At 47.7% G+C, this 14,907-nt stretch carries 9 protein-coding genes, 2 tRNA genes and 1 riboswitch; of the genes, 4 read left to right on the forward strand and 7 right to left on the reverse strand.

The window, feature by feature from the left end:
- The first annotated feature begins 83 nt into the window (after window positions 1–83).
- Window positions 84–1,124 (forward strand): hypothetical protein, encoded by a 1,041-nt coding sequence (locus DESAL_RS04095; protein ID WP_015850704.1) that lies wholly within the window; start codon window positions 84–86, stop codon window positions 1,122–1,124.
- Window positions 1,124–3,592: a multiheme c-type cytochrome gene (locus DESAL_RS04100; protein WP_157046920.1), complete on the forward strand. Its 2,469-nt coding sequence runs from the start codon at window positions 1,124–1,126 to the stop codon at window positions 3,590–3,592. Before DESAL_RS04095 ends, DESAL_RS04100 begins: the two co-directional genes overlap by 1 nt.
- A gap of 107 nt (window positions 3,593–3,699) precedes the next feature.
- On the opposite strand, the gene DESAL_RS04105 is transcribed toward DESAL_RS04100, so the two are convergent.
- Window positions 3,700–5,265, reverse strand: a complete 1,566-nt coding sequence (locus tag DESAL_RS04105) for a DEAD/DEAH box helicase (RefSeq protein ID WP_015850706.1) — start codon at window positions 5,263–5,265, stop codon at window positions 3,700–3,702.
- A 679-nt stretch (window positions 5,266–5,944) separates the two neighbouring features.
- Here DESAL_RS04105 and DESAL_RS04110 point away from each other — a divergent pair.
- Window positions 5,945–6,367 (forward strand): DUF3010 family protein, encoded by a 423-nt coding sequence (locus DESAL_RS04110; RefSeq protein WP_015850707.1) that lies wholly within the window; start codon window positions 5,945–5,947, stop codon window positions 6,365–6,367.
- Window positions 6,368–6,525: 158 nt separating this feature from the next.
- Entirely contained in the window at window positions 6,526–7,512 is a 987-nt protein-coding gene (locus tag DESAL_RS04115) for a phospholipase D family protein (RefSeq protein ID WP_015850708.1), read from the forward strand.
- Between the two features lie 75 nt (window positions 7,513–7,587).
- On the opposite strand, the gene DESAL_RS04120 is transcribed toward DESAL_RS04115, so the two are convergent.
- From DESAL_RS04120 to DESAL_RS04145, 6 genes are all read right to left on the reverse strand, one after another.
- A complete protein-coding gene (locus DESAL_RS04120) occupies window positions 7,588–8,487 on the reverse strand; it encodes an ABC transporter substrate-binding protein (RefSeq protein WP_015850709.1) in 900 nt (299 codons plus the stop codon).
- A 154-nt stretch (window positions 8,488–8,641) separates the two neighbouring features.
- The gene (locus DESAL_RS04125; RefSeq protein WP_015850710.1) at window positions 8,642–9,589 is read right to left on the reverse strand and encodes an alpha/beta hydrolase; all 948 of its coding nucleotides are present in this window, start codon (window positions 9,587–9,589) and stop codon (window positions 8,642–8,644) included.
- A gap of 177 nt (window positions 9,590–9,766) precedes the next feature.
- Window positions 9,767–12,451, reverse strand: coding sequence for an adenosylcobalamin-dependent ribonucleoside-diphosphate reductase (locus DESAL_RS04130; RefSeq protein ID WP_015850711.1), 2,685 nt, complete (start codon window positions 12,449–12,451; stop codon window positions 9,767–9,769).
- 257 nt (window positions 12,452–12,708) lie between these two features.
- A riboswitch (cobalamin riboswitch) is annotated at window positions 12,709–12,843 on the reverse strand.
- Window positions 12,844–12,996: 153 nt separating this feature from the next.
- Window positions 12,997–13,083: transfer RNA gene (locus DESAL_RS04135), tRNA-Leu, on the reverse strand.
- 155 nt (window positions 13,084–13,238) lie between these two features.
- Window positions 13,239–13,325 (reverse strand) — tRNA-Leu (locus tag DESAL_RS04140).
- A gap of 212 nt (window positions 13,326–13,537) precedes the next feature.
- The gene (locus tag DESAL_RS04145) at window positions 13,538–14,827 is read right to left on the reverse strand and encodes a citrate synthase (protein WP_015850712.1); all 1,290 of its coding nucleotides are present in this window, start codon (window positions 14,825–14,827) and stop codon (window positions 13,538–13,540) included.
- Window positions 14,828–14,907 lie beyond the last annotated feature (80 nt).

Consider the following 14,907-nt stretch of genomic DNA (forward strand, 5'->3'; position numbering starts at 1 on the left):
AAAAAGTAATAGTTTTCTAATTGTGGCCCCCGTTTTCTCTTGTTATAGAAAGCCTAGTAAGAAAATTAATAAGGGGGATATTCATGGACCCGTCCACGCTGGTTCCGGCTGCTATTGGTATTTCAGTTCACCCTATCTGGCCGGTAACTCTTTCAATCATTACTTTTTCCGTTCACCTGTTGCTTATGAATGCGGTTTTCGGGGGAGCGGCGATCGTCTTTGTTCACTCTCTTTCCGGAGGAACAGCGATTTCCAAAAATATTTCCAAGAAATTGCCGACACTGCTGGCTCTGGCAATTAATGCCGGAGTGCCGCCGCTCTTGTTTCTGCAAGCAGTGTACGGTCAGTTCAGCTATGTTTCCTCAATTCTCATGGCTGTTTTCTGGCTGGCGGTGATTGCTGCCCTCATCTGCGGCTATTATGGTTTGTATTTTCATAACTACCGCTATGAAAAACTGGGTGTCTCAGGACGCAGTCTGACCATGCTGGCAGTGCTCTGTATGATTGTCTACATCGGCTTCATGCTTTCCAATAAAATGACCCTGATGCTGCGCCCGGAGGTCTGGTCTGAATATTTTACTGATCCGCACGGATTCAACCTCAACCTGAGTGATCCGGTTCTTTACCCGCGCTTTATGCATTTTGCCATATCCGCGTTGGCTGTGGGCGGACTCTTTGTTGCCTTAGTGGGCAAGCGGAAAGGTTATTCAGACTTTGTTGATACGGGAATGAAATGGTTCTCACGGTCAACATTAGTGAATGTACTTATGGGGTTCTGGTTTCTGGTGGCCCTGCCCAAAGAAATAATGCTTATCTTTATGGGCGGTGATATTCTTGCCACGGTTTTGCTTTGTGTGGGATTGCTCGCAACTTTTGCCATGCTTCACGCCGGATTCACCAAGAACGTTTACTGGGGCGTAGCTGCAACGGTTTTTATTGTGCCGGTCATGGCTGTTATGCGTCATCTTGTCCGCCAGAAATATCTGGAACCGTATTTTACACTTGATACCGCCCCCGTGTCAGGGCAGTGGTCTCCCTTCATACTTTTTGTTGTCTCCCTTATTGCAGGCGGATTTTGCATCGTCTACATGCTGAAACTCATGCGCAAGGCTGAAAGGAGTTAATGATGGAATATCCAATCTGGCATTTAACTACTTTCGGCGGTGGGTTCTGGATCGCGGTCATTGCTACAATCCATGTTTTCGTGGCTCAGTTTGCCGTTGGTGGCGGGCTGTTTTTAGTCGTCACAGAAAAACTGGCCTACAAGACTGAATCAGGCGAGTTGCTTGATTACGTTAAAAAACATTCTAAATTCTTTCTGCTTCTTACGATGGTTTTCGGGGGCGGGACCGGGGTTGCTCTCTGGTTTACCATGGCTCTTCTCAGTCCGCAGGGAACCCTTGTGCTGGTCCGCGAGTTTCTCTTTGCATGGGCTACGGAATGGGTCTGGTTCGTGGGTGAGATCGTTGCCCTGCTTATCTATTATTACTATTGGGATAAGATGAACCGCAGGGATCATCTGATTATCGGCTGGTTCTATTTCATTTTTGCTTTCCTGTCTCTTTTTACCATCAACGGTGTGGTTTCCTTCATGCTCACCCCCGGAGTCTGGGAGGAAACCAGAAGTTTCTGGGATGCCATTTTCAACCCCACTTTCTGGCCCGCACTCTTTTTCCGTACCGCACTTTGCGGCATGCTTGCCGGACTGTTCGGTTTTGTGACTGCGGCACGGATCAAGGATAAGGACCTGCGTTGCATGCTGGTCCGTTTTTGCGGCATCTGGACCCTGACCGGATTGGTTCTGACCGTATTTTCCGGTTACTGGTATATGGGCAGTATCCCCGCGGAGCAGATTATGCTGGTGGTCCATAAGTCACATCGCGTGGCTTATTTCATGGAAGTATTTAAGTACACTGCTCCGGTTCTCCTTTTCGGTGGTCTGTTCATGGCTATCTGTGCCCCGCGCCGGGTTAATTTCAGCTCGGCAATGGTAATGCTGGTGGTGGCTTTGATGTTTTACGGTTCCTTCGAGTTCATGCGCGAGGCCGGCCGTAAGCCCTATGTTGTCTGGGGTGAGGTCTATTCCACCAACATCACCGTGGAGCAGGCAAAGAAGCTGCACGGTGAGTCCATTCTGCAAAATGCTAAATGGATTCCGCAGGACCTGCGCGAGATTACTGATCAGAACCGCTTGAAAGCCGGATCATGGCTTTATCAGATGGAGTGCGGTCCGTGTCATGCTATTAACGGCCCCATGAATGATATTGTGCCCCGTACATCAAAATACACTACTGCTGGGCTGGATGCTTTTATCTCCGGCATGGGCAAGGTTAATAAGTATATGTCGGAATTTATGGGTAATGCTGAAGAACGCAGAGTTCTTGCCGAATATATCCATTCTGTCGGTTCGGGATACGATCCTGTTCTGCCGGAAACTGAAGAAGCAGAGCTGAGTCCCGGGCCCTTCAAAGCTGAGCAGGAATATGTGCTCATGGCTTGGTCGCTGGAAGGATTGCGTTTGATCATCGATAAAGATCGCGCCATGTCCATCTCAGACAAGGGCAGCACAGTACGCGCTCAGCTCTTGCTGCGTGGAGATCCACCCGAAGTTGTCACTGATGATGTAAAAATCGTCTGCAAGCCGCAGGGTATGGATAAGAGTTTTGAACTTGCGGTTAAGGACGGTTATTTTCAGTCCGGTCCCATAGAAATACTGCCTTACACCAAGGAAGCCTATCAGCCCTTGCCCCCGGTGGAAGTTCAGGCTTTTGATGCGAATGGAAATGTTCTCGCAAGTACAACTATCGTGCTTCCGGTCTCTACCCGTCCGGGCTGCAACAATTGTCACGGCGGAGGTTGGGATATACCGGAGCAGGGTGGATTTTCCGCTCGCACAGCGATGGATATCGCCGGGGTGCATGACCGCGATAACAAAACCAACTTTAGGCAGCGGTTAAAGGATAACGAGATCATTGACTGCATGGGATGCCACGACGGTGAATTGCAGCTTAATCTGTCCACCGCTCTGCACGGTTTTCATGCTGTTTATCTTTCAGGCAGGGAGAACGATGCGTGCATGATGTGCCATCCGCAGGAAAGTCTGCGCGGTGTTCATGTTGATGCCGGAATGGAATGCGTGAATTGCCACGGCTCTATGGAGAATCATTCTCTAGCTCTGCTTAAAGGTGAAGAACAGAAGCCTGCAGCCAAGGAACTTATTAAACTGATTACTCCGGTTGATTATGAGCTTGAAGAAATCAATGCACGTCAGCCTAATGAGCAGCAGCCTGATTGTCTGACCTGTCACGTTGAATTCGCTGACCCTGATTCGGATTCTGCCTTTAACAAGTGGACTGAGGACAGCTCCGGCTTGTTCCGCAATCGCAAGGATGAAATGGATGCCGTGATGTGTGCTGCATGTCATAACGCACCGCATGCAATCTTCCCGGCAGCAAACGAGCGCGACAATCTGCGTCCGCTACAATATATGGGTGAAGCGCAGCCCATAGGAGCAGCCGGAACATGTACGGTCTGCCATGAGGACGATATGGGCTATCCGGCCCACCACCCCGGAATGGGATTGGAAGAGTAAACAAATAAAGCCCGGTTCGAACATAGTTCGAACCGGGCTTTTAAATGGTATTTTCTAGGTGCGAAACGGCGAAGCCCAATAAAAGGGGTTAAGCCGCCGGAGGCAAACTAGCCGCGTTTGAGCAAAGGTCTTTCGTTTTTGGAAGCCCTGTTCACAGCGCGCATTACGTTATCGGAATCACCTGCGGGTACGGTGAAGGTGGACTGGCGTCCCTGAATCTTCACGTGCTGGATGCGCACGGGGTTGATGCGTGCGCGGCGGCAGATCATGTCTACCAGTTTACGCGGGGTCATGCCGTGTGCACGGCCGATGTGCGCGGTGAAGCGTACACGACCACGGTTTGCTGCGGGTCCGCCGCACTCTTCGATTTTACGGTAGCTGCGTTTGTCGAGAACGCCGCCCTGAGAATGCTTGAGCAGTGCTGCAACAGCTTCAATAGGATCAACGCCTTCGAGCAATTCGTGGGCGAGATCAAGGTATGAAAGATGCTTGCCGGCTTCAACGATTTCGCTAAGCTCTGCACCCATGCGGGATTTTTTCACATCGATAACCTGATCGATGGTCGGCAGGGGTTTCTTGTCTACGCGGAGCTTGGTGATCTTGGTGATGTAGCGCAGTTTACCGAATTCGCGGGGGGTAATCAGGGTTACAGCAACACCTTTTTTACCAGCACGACCGGTACGGCCTACGCGGTGCACAAAGCTCTGCGGATCCTGCGGCAGGGCGAAGTTAACAACGTGTGAAAGGTCGGGAACGTCGATACCACGGGCGGCAACGTCGGTAGCCACGAGGATTTTACAGCGGCGTTTGCGGAAACGCATGAGGATATCTTCGCGGCGGGCCTGAGAAAGATCACCGTGAATGGGTTCGGCAGGGTAGCCGCGCTCAGCAAGAGTTCCTGCTACGCGGTCTGCATCTGCACGGGTGCGGCAGAAGACCAGACCGTAAAATTCGGGCTGCGCATCAACAACACGGCAGAGTGCTTCAAAACGGTCACGCTCGTTTACTTCGTGAAAAATGAGTTCGGTCAGCGGTGCTTCGTCTTTTTCGCGCTTTACAGAAACCACATCGTAATCGCCCATAAATTTCTTGGCGATGTTCATTACTTCGCGGGGCATGGTAGCGGAGAAAAGCAGGGTACGGCGATCTTCACCGGCATTTTCCATGATCTCGGATACTTCTTCAAGGAAGCCCATGTTGCACATTTCGTCAGCTTCATCGAGTACGAAGTTGTTGATCTGGGAAAGGTCGAGGGTCTTTCTGCGGATGTGGTCCAGAACACGGCCTGGAGTACCGACAACGATGTCCGCGCCGCGTTTGAGTGCTTTCAGCTGCGGAAGCATGGGCTGTCCACCATAAACAGTGGCTACGAAAACTTTGCGTGAGCCGCGGAAAGAAATGATTTCATCCGCAACCTGCATAGCCAGTTCGCGGGTGGGGGTCAGGACGATGGCCTGAACGTGTCCTGCGCCTTCGCGGACATTTTCAATGATAGGCAGGCCGAAAGCTGCGGTCTTACCGGTACCAGTCTGAGCCTGACCTACGATGTCCTTTTCACCGGAAAGGAGCATGGGAATGGTTTTTTCCTGAATAGGGGTGGGCGCGGTGAAGCCTTTTTTCTCAAGTGCTTCAATAATGGCATCGGAAAGGCCGAGGTTTCTAAATTTTTCCATGATGTATGTATCTCTCTAAAATGTAGTGAAAATAAAAGTTGTATTTAAAAGGGCAATAAAACATGAGCGCGTCTCAGTTCTCAACTGGGCGCGTGTTAATTCCCGTTTCAGCTGGGCCGGATTTATTAAATCGGGTCGTTTGTTATCACTGGCAAAAGTACAGCAACACGAATCAGCAAACCGCACGTGCGGCCTGATCCGGGGATGTTCCGGTCTTGCGGAAATGGGGGTGAAAAACAAAGCAAGGCCCGCCCCTTAAATGCAGGGGAGGCTTCTAGCTACCGTAATTAATGTCCGGTATTTTTGGAGGGACCGTCCGGTTATCTCGATCTACAAAAGGTGGGTAAAAAAACTCACAAAGGCAGATCGTACTTTTTCCTGAAACAGCGAGGCGAACTGCCTGCATAACTGGTCCCAATCTCTTAATTAGGTTTCAGGAAAATCGTCACATAAGGACGATGTACGAAGCAAGTACACTGCCCTTGTCTTAAAACTCGGGTCTCTCTGGACCCAAAACAACCGGATATGGACGGACGCGAGGAGCTTTAAGCACCGAATTGATGTTGGGTCAAGGGTTTTCTTTAGGAAGTAATGTTGACTTTGATTATATACTGATTAAATATTCTTCTATAATTTTTGGGTTGTTAAATATAGTTTGTTCTAAAAAAGGAGATTCGCTATGGGCGATAAAATTGTAGCTGGTATGTATTTGTCCGGCAATTCGTGCAGAATTGTTGCAGTGGGTGGGAATAAGGAATCTCATGAGGTTTTAGATGTTAAAACCAATAAGATATCGATTAATAAAAACCCCTCAAGTTCTGATGCTGTAAATTTTGCAAATTCTATTCAGGATTATTGTGATGAAAATGGTGTTGATAAGATTGTTTATAATAAAAGAATCTCAAAAGGTAAAATGGCTAGTAGTGAAGAATCATTTATTATGGAAGGGGTAATCTTGGCTTCTGTCTCTGTTGAGGCTGAGCGTGTACATTCGAAAACACTGAAAGCAACGCAGGACAAGTTTGGAGATTTGAAGACAGAAAAGCCCTCCACTGCAGATTTAGGAAGGGCATATGATTTTGCCTTTGAGGGACTTGATTAACTTATAAAGAGAAAGCCGCAACCAAGGTTGCGGCTTTTTCGTTCCTCTTACCCCTCCCCCCCCAATTACCTACCAACCAACTTCCCACAAAATTCTATTGAAATTAAATTCCCTCTCACATAGATTCCCGTCAGGACTCTTAACAGTTTGGAGGCATTATGAAACTGTTGAAAACTGGTGAAATACGCGGAGCGGTTGAGCGTTGCGAGCCTGAGAGGATCGCTGTTGCGTATGTTGGGTTGGACTGGGAGAAATTTATCGACAAAGAGAAAGTTAAAGAAGTCGTGGTTTCTCCCACTGAAGGGTCAAATCCAAAGGGGATTCAGTCCCTTGTGGATTGCCTTTCATGGGAAAACGTACACTTTTTGGATAACCTTCATTGCAAATTTTATATTGGCGAACAGTCCGCCGTACTTGGAAGCCCCAACTTAAGTAGAAACGGAATCGCGGAAACGGGGTTGGAAGAAGCTGCTGTGGAAATTACTGATCTGCGGGAAATTGAAAATCTCAGCTCCTATTTTTCTGAAATCAAGCAGAGCGCCATGGAGAAATATCCTGCGGAGGAAATGAAAAAGCAGGCCCTTTCTGATCTTTATAATATATGGCGTGAACGCGAGAGAAGCAGAGGTGCTGAGGAAATTGAGGAGGACGGCGAGGAACTTCTTGATTTTGCGGTGCTTAGCGAAACTGACTTTTATATTGCATGGTACGGTGACAGCGACAACGTTGAATACAGCGGCGACATTGAAAACTACGAAAGTCTTATTGATGATGAAATGCATCTGGCTGCCGGCGATAAGATCAGAAAAGGAAAGTGGGTTCTTTGCTGGAAGATCAATGAGAATAATCAGCCGAATATGCAGGTGAAGCCGCACTGGTTGTTTATTGATGAGCTGTTTGAAAATGCCGCCTATCTCAAAGATGAAAAGTACGACTATACTACTGTCGCGGTAATGCGCTCGGACAAGGAACCGGTCAAACCGCCGTTTGAACTTACCCCCAATGTTATTCGTGCTTTTAAGGAACTGATCAGTTCAGATAAGTACTTGAGCACATTTGTCGGCGGAGAAGGCGTTTTTTATATTAAGGATACATTTCCGGTGTTCAAGCAGTTTATGGCTGACTGGAAAAAGATGGTTTCCTGATCTTAAAGTAAAACTGTGGAACGCAAAAAAGCCGCAACATTTGTTGCGGCTTTTTGATTTTATTGAAGCGTTGAGTCAGTTCATCCCTGCCTTCATCTTCTCAGCATTTAAAATCGTCCATGAATCAGCGTTCGGATTAAACATCCCCGCTTGAGTTAGTATCTTATGGATGAAACCTTGTTTGCGCAGTTCTTTAATTCCTTTTTGTAAAGCCTCATATATTTTTTCACCTTCGGGATGGGTTTTGGAAATAAAGAAATGCCTGCTTTCTAATAGTGAAAACTTTATCTCCGGAATTGGGACAAGATGTACTCCGTAGAGGGTCATGCTGGAATCCTTGGCGTTTGATATCTCTAACGGAATCCAGTCAGCACGTCCTGCTCTAATCATTTTGATCATGCATTCGAAGGTTGGTGCATCTATTAAGTTTGTGATGCCCATGTCCCTAAGGACCTTTTTATCATTGTGCCAATGTTGTCCCACAATTCCTTTGCCGTTTAAGTTGATTTCTTTTGCATTGGTGCAAGATAGTAGAGCTGCATTAGATGCAAGGCAGTAGAAGGCTTTTTGAAATTCTCCAAATCTTGTGATCGGATCGCTAACTAGAAAATTTTTTTTATATCTTGGAACATTCAAAGTATTCAGGTTTAGTTGATGGGGGTAAAAAACCACCAGACCATTTGCCGCGTCTTCGGTGGCTCGTCTGCTGTTGGGGATAGCTTTAAAAATAAATACCGGTTCTATTCCGCCAAGTTTAATGGCTTTCTGAGCAATTATAACATCTGCGAGAGACCTGCTGATCTTAGAAGTCGGTAATTCTTCCAGAAGGTAAGGGTGTTTTCCTGTGTGCAAAAGTAATTCATTGTAGCTATCGAGTGTGTCTTGCTGGATAGTAACAGGTATTAGCGTCTTTCCTTGGCTTGGATACGGAAAAGAAAGGAGTATGATAAATAGTAAAAAAAGTGTTTTTTTCATATATAAGTGATCTTAGTTATAATTGTCATAAGCTTAGGGTGGTGTGGCACGAAAGTGGGATGATGTAAAGAGGGCCGCGGGAGTATGAGGATAAAACGCAAAAAAGCCACAACATTTGTTGCGGCTTTTTTGATTCTTCTTGCTAGACCGAATCCTATAAAACCAATTCCTGATTAGGCTTGAATGATCCGGGGCTTTTGATCAGTGCTATCATGTGTTGAAAAGCAGGGCTCTGCATATCCTCGCTGTCCATGAAATAGGTATGCCCCTTGAGATCAAGCTTATTGTTGAAGCTGTCGCAATTGGCGGCGATTACCTTTTTCTTTAAAATATCATCCCATTCTTCCGGGCCGGTGTGTCCCATGCGTCTGCTGAAGACCATATTCTTTACGTTGGCAGCCTTACTTGCGGGCATGGCGATGTCATCGTTGGCGTAGTAACAGACAATATTACGGGACGCGCTGCAAATGTAATGGCCTTCCTCGCCCTTGCCGAGACTTTCATTGGGAATGTCAGAGGCCATCAGGAAGGTGTTGGTGAAAAGGAAAGGCACATCAGCTCTTGCAATGTTTTTGGCAAAGAAGGGCAGTGACTTCAAGAGTACCCTTCCGCCCATTGAGTGAGCCATTATGTGTATACGCTTGCGGCAGGGATCATCACGGTTGGCCATCTGCCATTCCATGAGCTTGCCTATGGCGCGGGCAAAAAACTTCCCGCTGAATTCTGCGGATTCCTGATCATCCCAGTAATCCTTCAATACTCCGAAATCGTCGTCACAGGGCCAGATCAACGGCAGTACCTTTACTTTGCTGCATCCCGCCTCATTTAATTGCTTTTGCATGCGGGCGGCATTGGGAAAAATGTCCGGCCACGGCTGGTTATTGAAGCCGTGGAGATAGATGAGGAACTCTTCGTAACCTTGTTCATTCTTCAATTCCTTGAACATGGTTGCGCTTTTGATCAGTTCAATAGTGCGGTCAGGGCCAGTCTTGCAGAAGGACAGGTCCGGGGAGCAGAGGTTGCTTTTTTGAAATTTTTTGTTCTCATCTGATCCACTTAAGAATCTGTTGGTAATGAAATAAATGTTGCTTAAGTCTGTCATCCTATCCTCCTTGAAATGGATTAGGAGAATAATATATTCAGGTGTGGTTATTTTGTAAATAATGTTTTTGAGGTAGAGCGATTTGATTTTGTAATTTAAATATAAAAAAGGCCGCAACAAATGTTGCAGCCTTTTTGAAATGGTCAATATTACAGGATTATTATGGACTAATTTGATCTACCCGCAGGTGGTGTACCCGCAAGCCTTGCAGATCTTGCAGCCGCCCTCGGGAACGTATGCCTTCTTACTGCATTCGGGGCAGGGATCGCCGAGACCTTTAGAGACAATCGTCTGATCATCCATGTCCAGTGAGATGTACTGACGCAGGATGCGGGAGATTATCGCCGCCGCATCGATGATGTTGTAGCTGGAGCGATCCAGCTGGGTCAGGATGCGGTCAATTGGCATACCTACGCGCAGAAGCATGCTGGTTAGGCGGGTGATGGTTTCCCAGAGGGAGTATTTCTCCTGAAATACCTGCTCATTGTAGAAGCCGTCTCCGGTTACACCAGCCTCTTTGGGCAGCTTGACGAATATTTCAATAGGATTGCCTGTTTCATCCAAGGATACGATTATGTACATCTTGGAGCCTTTCCACATAACACGGTGCCGCTCGGCACGCTCAATATCGCCAAGTTCCCTTTCAATCAAAGTCGGGTTCTGGCCCTTCATGGTCGGATCAGCTTCTTTGGAGTCCTCTTTCTTGCTCAGCACACCTTTTTTGCAGCCGTTGCGGAAAACAGTCACACCCTTGAGGCCGTGTTTCCAAGATTCGAGATAGATTTCGAAAATGGTTTCCTTGGGTGTTTCCTCGGCAAGGTTGATGGTCGAGGAAATGGAGCTGTCAGTATACTGCTGAATTGCGGCCTGCATGCGGATGCGGTCCATATAATCCAGCTCGTCTGCCTGCACGTAGTTCAGCTTTTCCTTGAGCTGCAAGGCAGTATATTTGCCGAACAGGTGCTCCTGATTTGTTTCCAGCATCCATTTCAGCGGAGGCATGTGAATGAATTCAAAAACCTTCCCGGCCTCAAGTCTTGTTTCACGTGCATAGCTGAACATGAAAACGGGCTCGATGCCGGAGGTGCAGTTGTCGGACATAATGGAGATGGAACCGGAAGGTCCGACAGTGTTGAATGCAGTGTGGCGCAGTCCTGTTTTCAGGATTTTCTTTTGCAGCTTATTGGGAAGTCCAAGTTTACTGATGTAGGGGCAGTCCAGAAAACGCTGGCGTGCATCCTTAGTTTTCAGGGCTTCGACTTCTCCGAAACGTTCGGCAATGTTGGCACTTACTGAAATTTCAGTAATGGCCTTATCGCGCATAATTTCTTTGATGAATTCGATAGACTCTTCGCTGCCGTAGCGCATGCCGAGCATTGCAAGCATGTCGCCAAGACCGGTGAATTCAATACCGATCCTTTTGCCGTACTTGTCAGCATCCCTGTGTTTCTGCAGGGGATGCTTGTTCTGGTTAAGGTCGGACATGGTATCCATAAAAGCCATGGTCCGGGTCAGGTCATCGTGGAAAAGATCACTGTCGAAACGTGCTTCCTTGGTGAAGGGGTTGACCACGTAACGGTACAGAACCATCGCTCCGAGCAGGCAGTTGCTCCAGTAGCCGAGGGCCTGTTCACCGCAGGGGTTGGTGGACATGGGCTTCAGGCGCAGGGGATCGATATATGTGCCGGGGGTATTGCGCTGGGTGGTGTCCTGATAAAGAATGCCCGGATCACCGGATTTCCAAGCGGATTCACTGATTTCTTCCAGCAGGTCCCGTGCTTTAACTGTGTCGTATTTTCTGAGGGGGAGTCCAAGCTCCTGCCAACGGCTGTAATCACCGTCCCAGAGAGTATTGTAAACGGACTTTACCGGATCAAAAATGTCAGATGTCTCGTTGCGTTTTCTGGAGAGAATGAAGGTCAGGTTTTCCTCGGAAAGGGCAGTGCTGTCTTCATTGATCGGCAGGTCCGGCTGCACTTTGATCTGGTGTTTTTTGGAATCAATCCCGATAACCTTGTAGGTGATCTCCGCTTCTATGCGGTCACCAACCTGAGGGCTCAGGGCTTCATATACTTCGGGTAGCAGTTGCAGGGTAGACTCATTGATGATTTTACCGCTGATTTTGAATCTGTCGGGGAAAATAAAGGTCCAGTCCTTATCCTCTTCCACTGCCTGCATGAATTCATCAGTTACCTTAAGGCTGATATTGGCCCCGAAAACATCCTGAACTTTACCTGTCAGGGAATCTACTCCGAAAATTTCTTCCGGTTTGCTCTTGCACCAGATGAAGCGGCGGGTTTCAGGATGTCTGATATCTATGGAGATCATCAGTGCACCGCGCCTGCCGTTCTGACCGATGGTATTGGTCAGTTCGCTGAAAAGAGGCATGAAGCTGACGGCACCGGACGAGGTTACCGCAGCATTGTTTACCGGGTCCCCGGAAGGACGCAGGATGGTGATGTCGATGCCGCTTCCACCGCGATAGGAGTATGTACGGGCAAGCTTTTTCTGGGCTTCGAAAATTCCTTCAAGGGAATCTGATTCGATTTTGGCAAGGTAGCAGTTGCTGAGCGAGCATTTAGCGTGCTCATTGCCGAGGCCGGAAAGAATGGATCCTGCCGGGATGAAACGTCCGGACTGGAGCAGTTCGCAGACCTGTTCATTCTCATTTTTTTCGAATTGGGAATTCTTCAAGAATTCACGGCAGAGTCTGTTTTTGACGTCGTTAAATGAGTGTTCCTGAAGACGTCCTTTGCGGTCACGGATCTGATATTTTTTGGAACTGACGGTTTCTTGAAAACGGGTGTGTTCTTCCAGGGCCATTTTAGCTGATTCGCGGGTGATAACAGTATGTTCAGTCATTATGATGAAGTTCCTTTAGAGGGCTTTTATTACCTTGAGTCAATAATTAGCTGCTTTCCAAGCAGGGCGCATGTATCTCGTTTAGTTGTTTTGACTTACACAGAGCAAAACACAGCCATTGAACAAATGGTATCTCACTAAAATACATTTGTCGGCGATAATACTCCTATAGCGGAGTCGTAATTCTTGATTTGTGTTGCAGGAAGCCCAGAAGGCGTAATCTGCTTTTTCGAAGAGATGAGGTTACTGATCTGCTTTGTGCAGATATGCTTCAGGCAGGGTTGCTGGCTTTTCCTGATCCATGAAATGGAGGAATCACAGCGGCAGAACCGCCCCGCACTTTAAACGGGTTCCCTGATTAATTTAAATGGTCCTGAAGTGAAAACACAACGAACCGAAGCTTAACAAACCATGCTCTGCGGTCAATAATTTTTTCTGGTTTTTGTTTAGAAATCTTCTCAGCCCTACTCCCCATTGGGTTGATGGATTATCTAAGTCTCGAAAACAAAAAAGCCGCAACATTTGTTGCGGCTTTTTCAGAAATATGGTGCCGAAGAGAAGACTCGAACTTCCACGGAGAAACCTCCACTAGACCCTGAACCTAGCGTGTCTACCAATTCCACCACTTCGGCACGGCGAAGAACCTGTATAGAGATATGGAGTTAGTTTGGCAAGAACTTTTTTTGGGTTTAGGGTTATATCTTGAGTTTAAATTATAAGGTGGTGTCGATTTCAGAGCGTGAAAACAAAAAAGCCGCAACATTCGTTGCGGCTTTTTCTAGAAATATGGTGCCGAAGAGAAGACTCGAACTTCCACGGAGAAACCTCCACTAGACCCTGAACCTAGCGTGTCTACCAATTCCACCACTTCGGCACGGCGAAGAACTGTTTATAAATATCGCTTGTGAATTGCAAGTTCTTTCGTAAGAAAAGCTGAATTTTTTTGAAAATAATTTAAATTACAACCTCTTGAAAAAGTATTGCCCGTAATCTCACCCCTTGTGTGGAGCGGGATTACGGGCATATCCGGGTAGGTATATCCATCGTTCCGAAGCCGGATAAGCCTCGAACCGATATTGACTAGATTTACTTCCTAAAATCTATAGGTACGTAATTTCTCGGAGTTTCGCCAGTGTAAATCTGTCTCGGGCGGTTAATTCTTGATGTCGGGTTGGTATAATCCTCGTACCAGTGTGCGATCCAACCGGGCATACGGCCGATTGCGAACATAACCGGGAACATGGCAACCGGGATACCCAGCGCGCGCAGGATGATGCCGGAATAGAAGTCTACGTTGGGGTAGAGCTTACGTTCGATGAAGAAATCATCGGAAAGGGCACGTTCTTCAAGCTGCATGGCGATGTCCAGCAGTTCATCGCTGAAACCGTGCTGAAGCAGGTCATGGGTCGCTTTTTTGAGGATTTTCGCGCGGGGGTCAAAGCTCTTGTAAATGCGATGACCGAAACCCATGAGGCGGCATTCCCTCTTTTTAACTTTCTCGATGTATTCATCGATGGTGTAATCGCCGTTGTTGATGGTTTCGAGCATGTCGATAACCGCAGCGTTCGCGCCACCATGCAGACGACCCCAGAGGGCGCAGATACCGGATGATACAGAGGCAAAGATGTTTGCCTGAGTGGAACCGACCATTCTTACAGTGGATGTGGAGCAGTTCTGTTCGTGGTCCGCATGCAGCTGGAAGATCAGCGAAAGAGCTTTAACAGCTTCCTCCGGCGGATCGTACTGCTTGTAGGGGATGGAGAACATCATATGCAGAAAGTTGTGGCAGTAGCTCAGATCCGGGTCCGGGTAAACAAAGGGTCGACCGATTGATTTACGGTATGAAAAGGCCGCGATGGTTCTTACCTTGGAGATGATCTTACCAACTGCGAGGAAAAATTCGGACTTGTCGTTAATGTCGTAGAGGTCAGGGTGATAGCTGCCCAGAGCGTTGATAACTGCGGACAGGATAGCCATAGGCTGGTTCTTGTGGGACGGGAATCCCTCAAAGTGGTGCCGCAGGTCTTCGTGGATGAGCTCTTCCGCAGTGAGCAGAGCTGAAAAACGGGCAAGATCTTCCTTGAGCGGAAGTTCACCGAAGATGAGCAGCCATGCGGTTTCAATGAACTTGCCATGCTCGGCAAGGTCTTCGATGGGATAGCCGCGGTAACGCAGAATTCCTTTTTCACCATCTACAAAGGTGATGTTACTGGTACATGCGCCGGTGTTTCCGTAGCCCGGATCATAGGTAATAAGGCCGCTTTGCGCTCGAAGCTGAGTGATGTCGATACCGGTTTCGCCCTCTGTTCCATGAATTACGGGCAGTTCGTATTCTTTGCCGTCATACTTAAGGATCGCAATGTCATTATCGCTCATGTCGTGTCCTCCGGTTAAGTGTCTGTGCCGCTATTATGAAGTTCTGTTTCTTGGCAAAATCAAGCACCACTCAAATGCAG

This window comes from Maridesulfovibrio salexigens DSM 2638, from assembly GCF_000023445.1.
Taxonomy (GTDB): Bacteria; Desulfobacterota; Desulfovibrionia; order Desulfovibrionales; family Desulfovibrionaceae; genus Maridesulfovibrio; species Maridesulfovibrio salexigens.

Bases quoted from the DNA above. Each gene is read 5' to 3' on its own strand.
- DESAL_RS04095 (WP_015850704.1), top strand. From the start codon at position 84: ATGGACCCGTCCACGCTGGTTCCGGCTGCTATTGGTATTTCAGTTCAC.
- DESAL_RS04100 (WP_157046920.1), top strand. From the start codon at position 1,124: ATGATGGAATATCCAATCTGGCATTTAACTACTTTCGGCGGTGGGTTC.
- DESAL_RS04105 (WP_015850706.1), bottom strand. From the start codon at position 5,265: ATGGAAAAATTTAGAAACCTCGGCCTTTCCGATGCCATTATTGAAGCA.
- DESAL_RS04110 (WP_015850707.1), top strand. From the start codon at position 5,945: ATGGGCGATAAAATTGTAGCTGGTATGTATTTGTCCGGCAATTCGTGC.
- DESAL_RS04115 (WP_015850708.1), top strand. From the start codon at position 6,526: ATGAAACTGTTGAAAACTGGTGAAATACGCGGAGCGGTTGAGCGTTGC.
- DESAL_RS04120 (WP_015850709.1), bottom strand. From the start codon at position 8,487: ATGAAAAAAACACTTTTTTTACTATTTATCATACTCCTTTCTTTTCCG.
- DESAL_RS04125 (WP_015850710.1), bottom strand. From the start codon at position 9,589: ATGACAGACTTAAGCAACATTTATTTCATTACCAACAGATTCTTAAGT.
- DESAL_RS04130 (WP_015850711.1), bottom strand. From the start codon at position 12,451: ATGACTGAACATACTGTTATCACCCGCGAATCAGCTAAAATGGCCCTG.
- DESAL_RS04145 (WP_015850712.1), bottom strand. From the start codon at position 14,827: ATGAGCGATAATGACATTGCGATCCTTAAGTATGACGGCAAAGAATAC.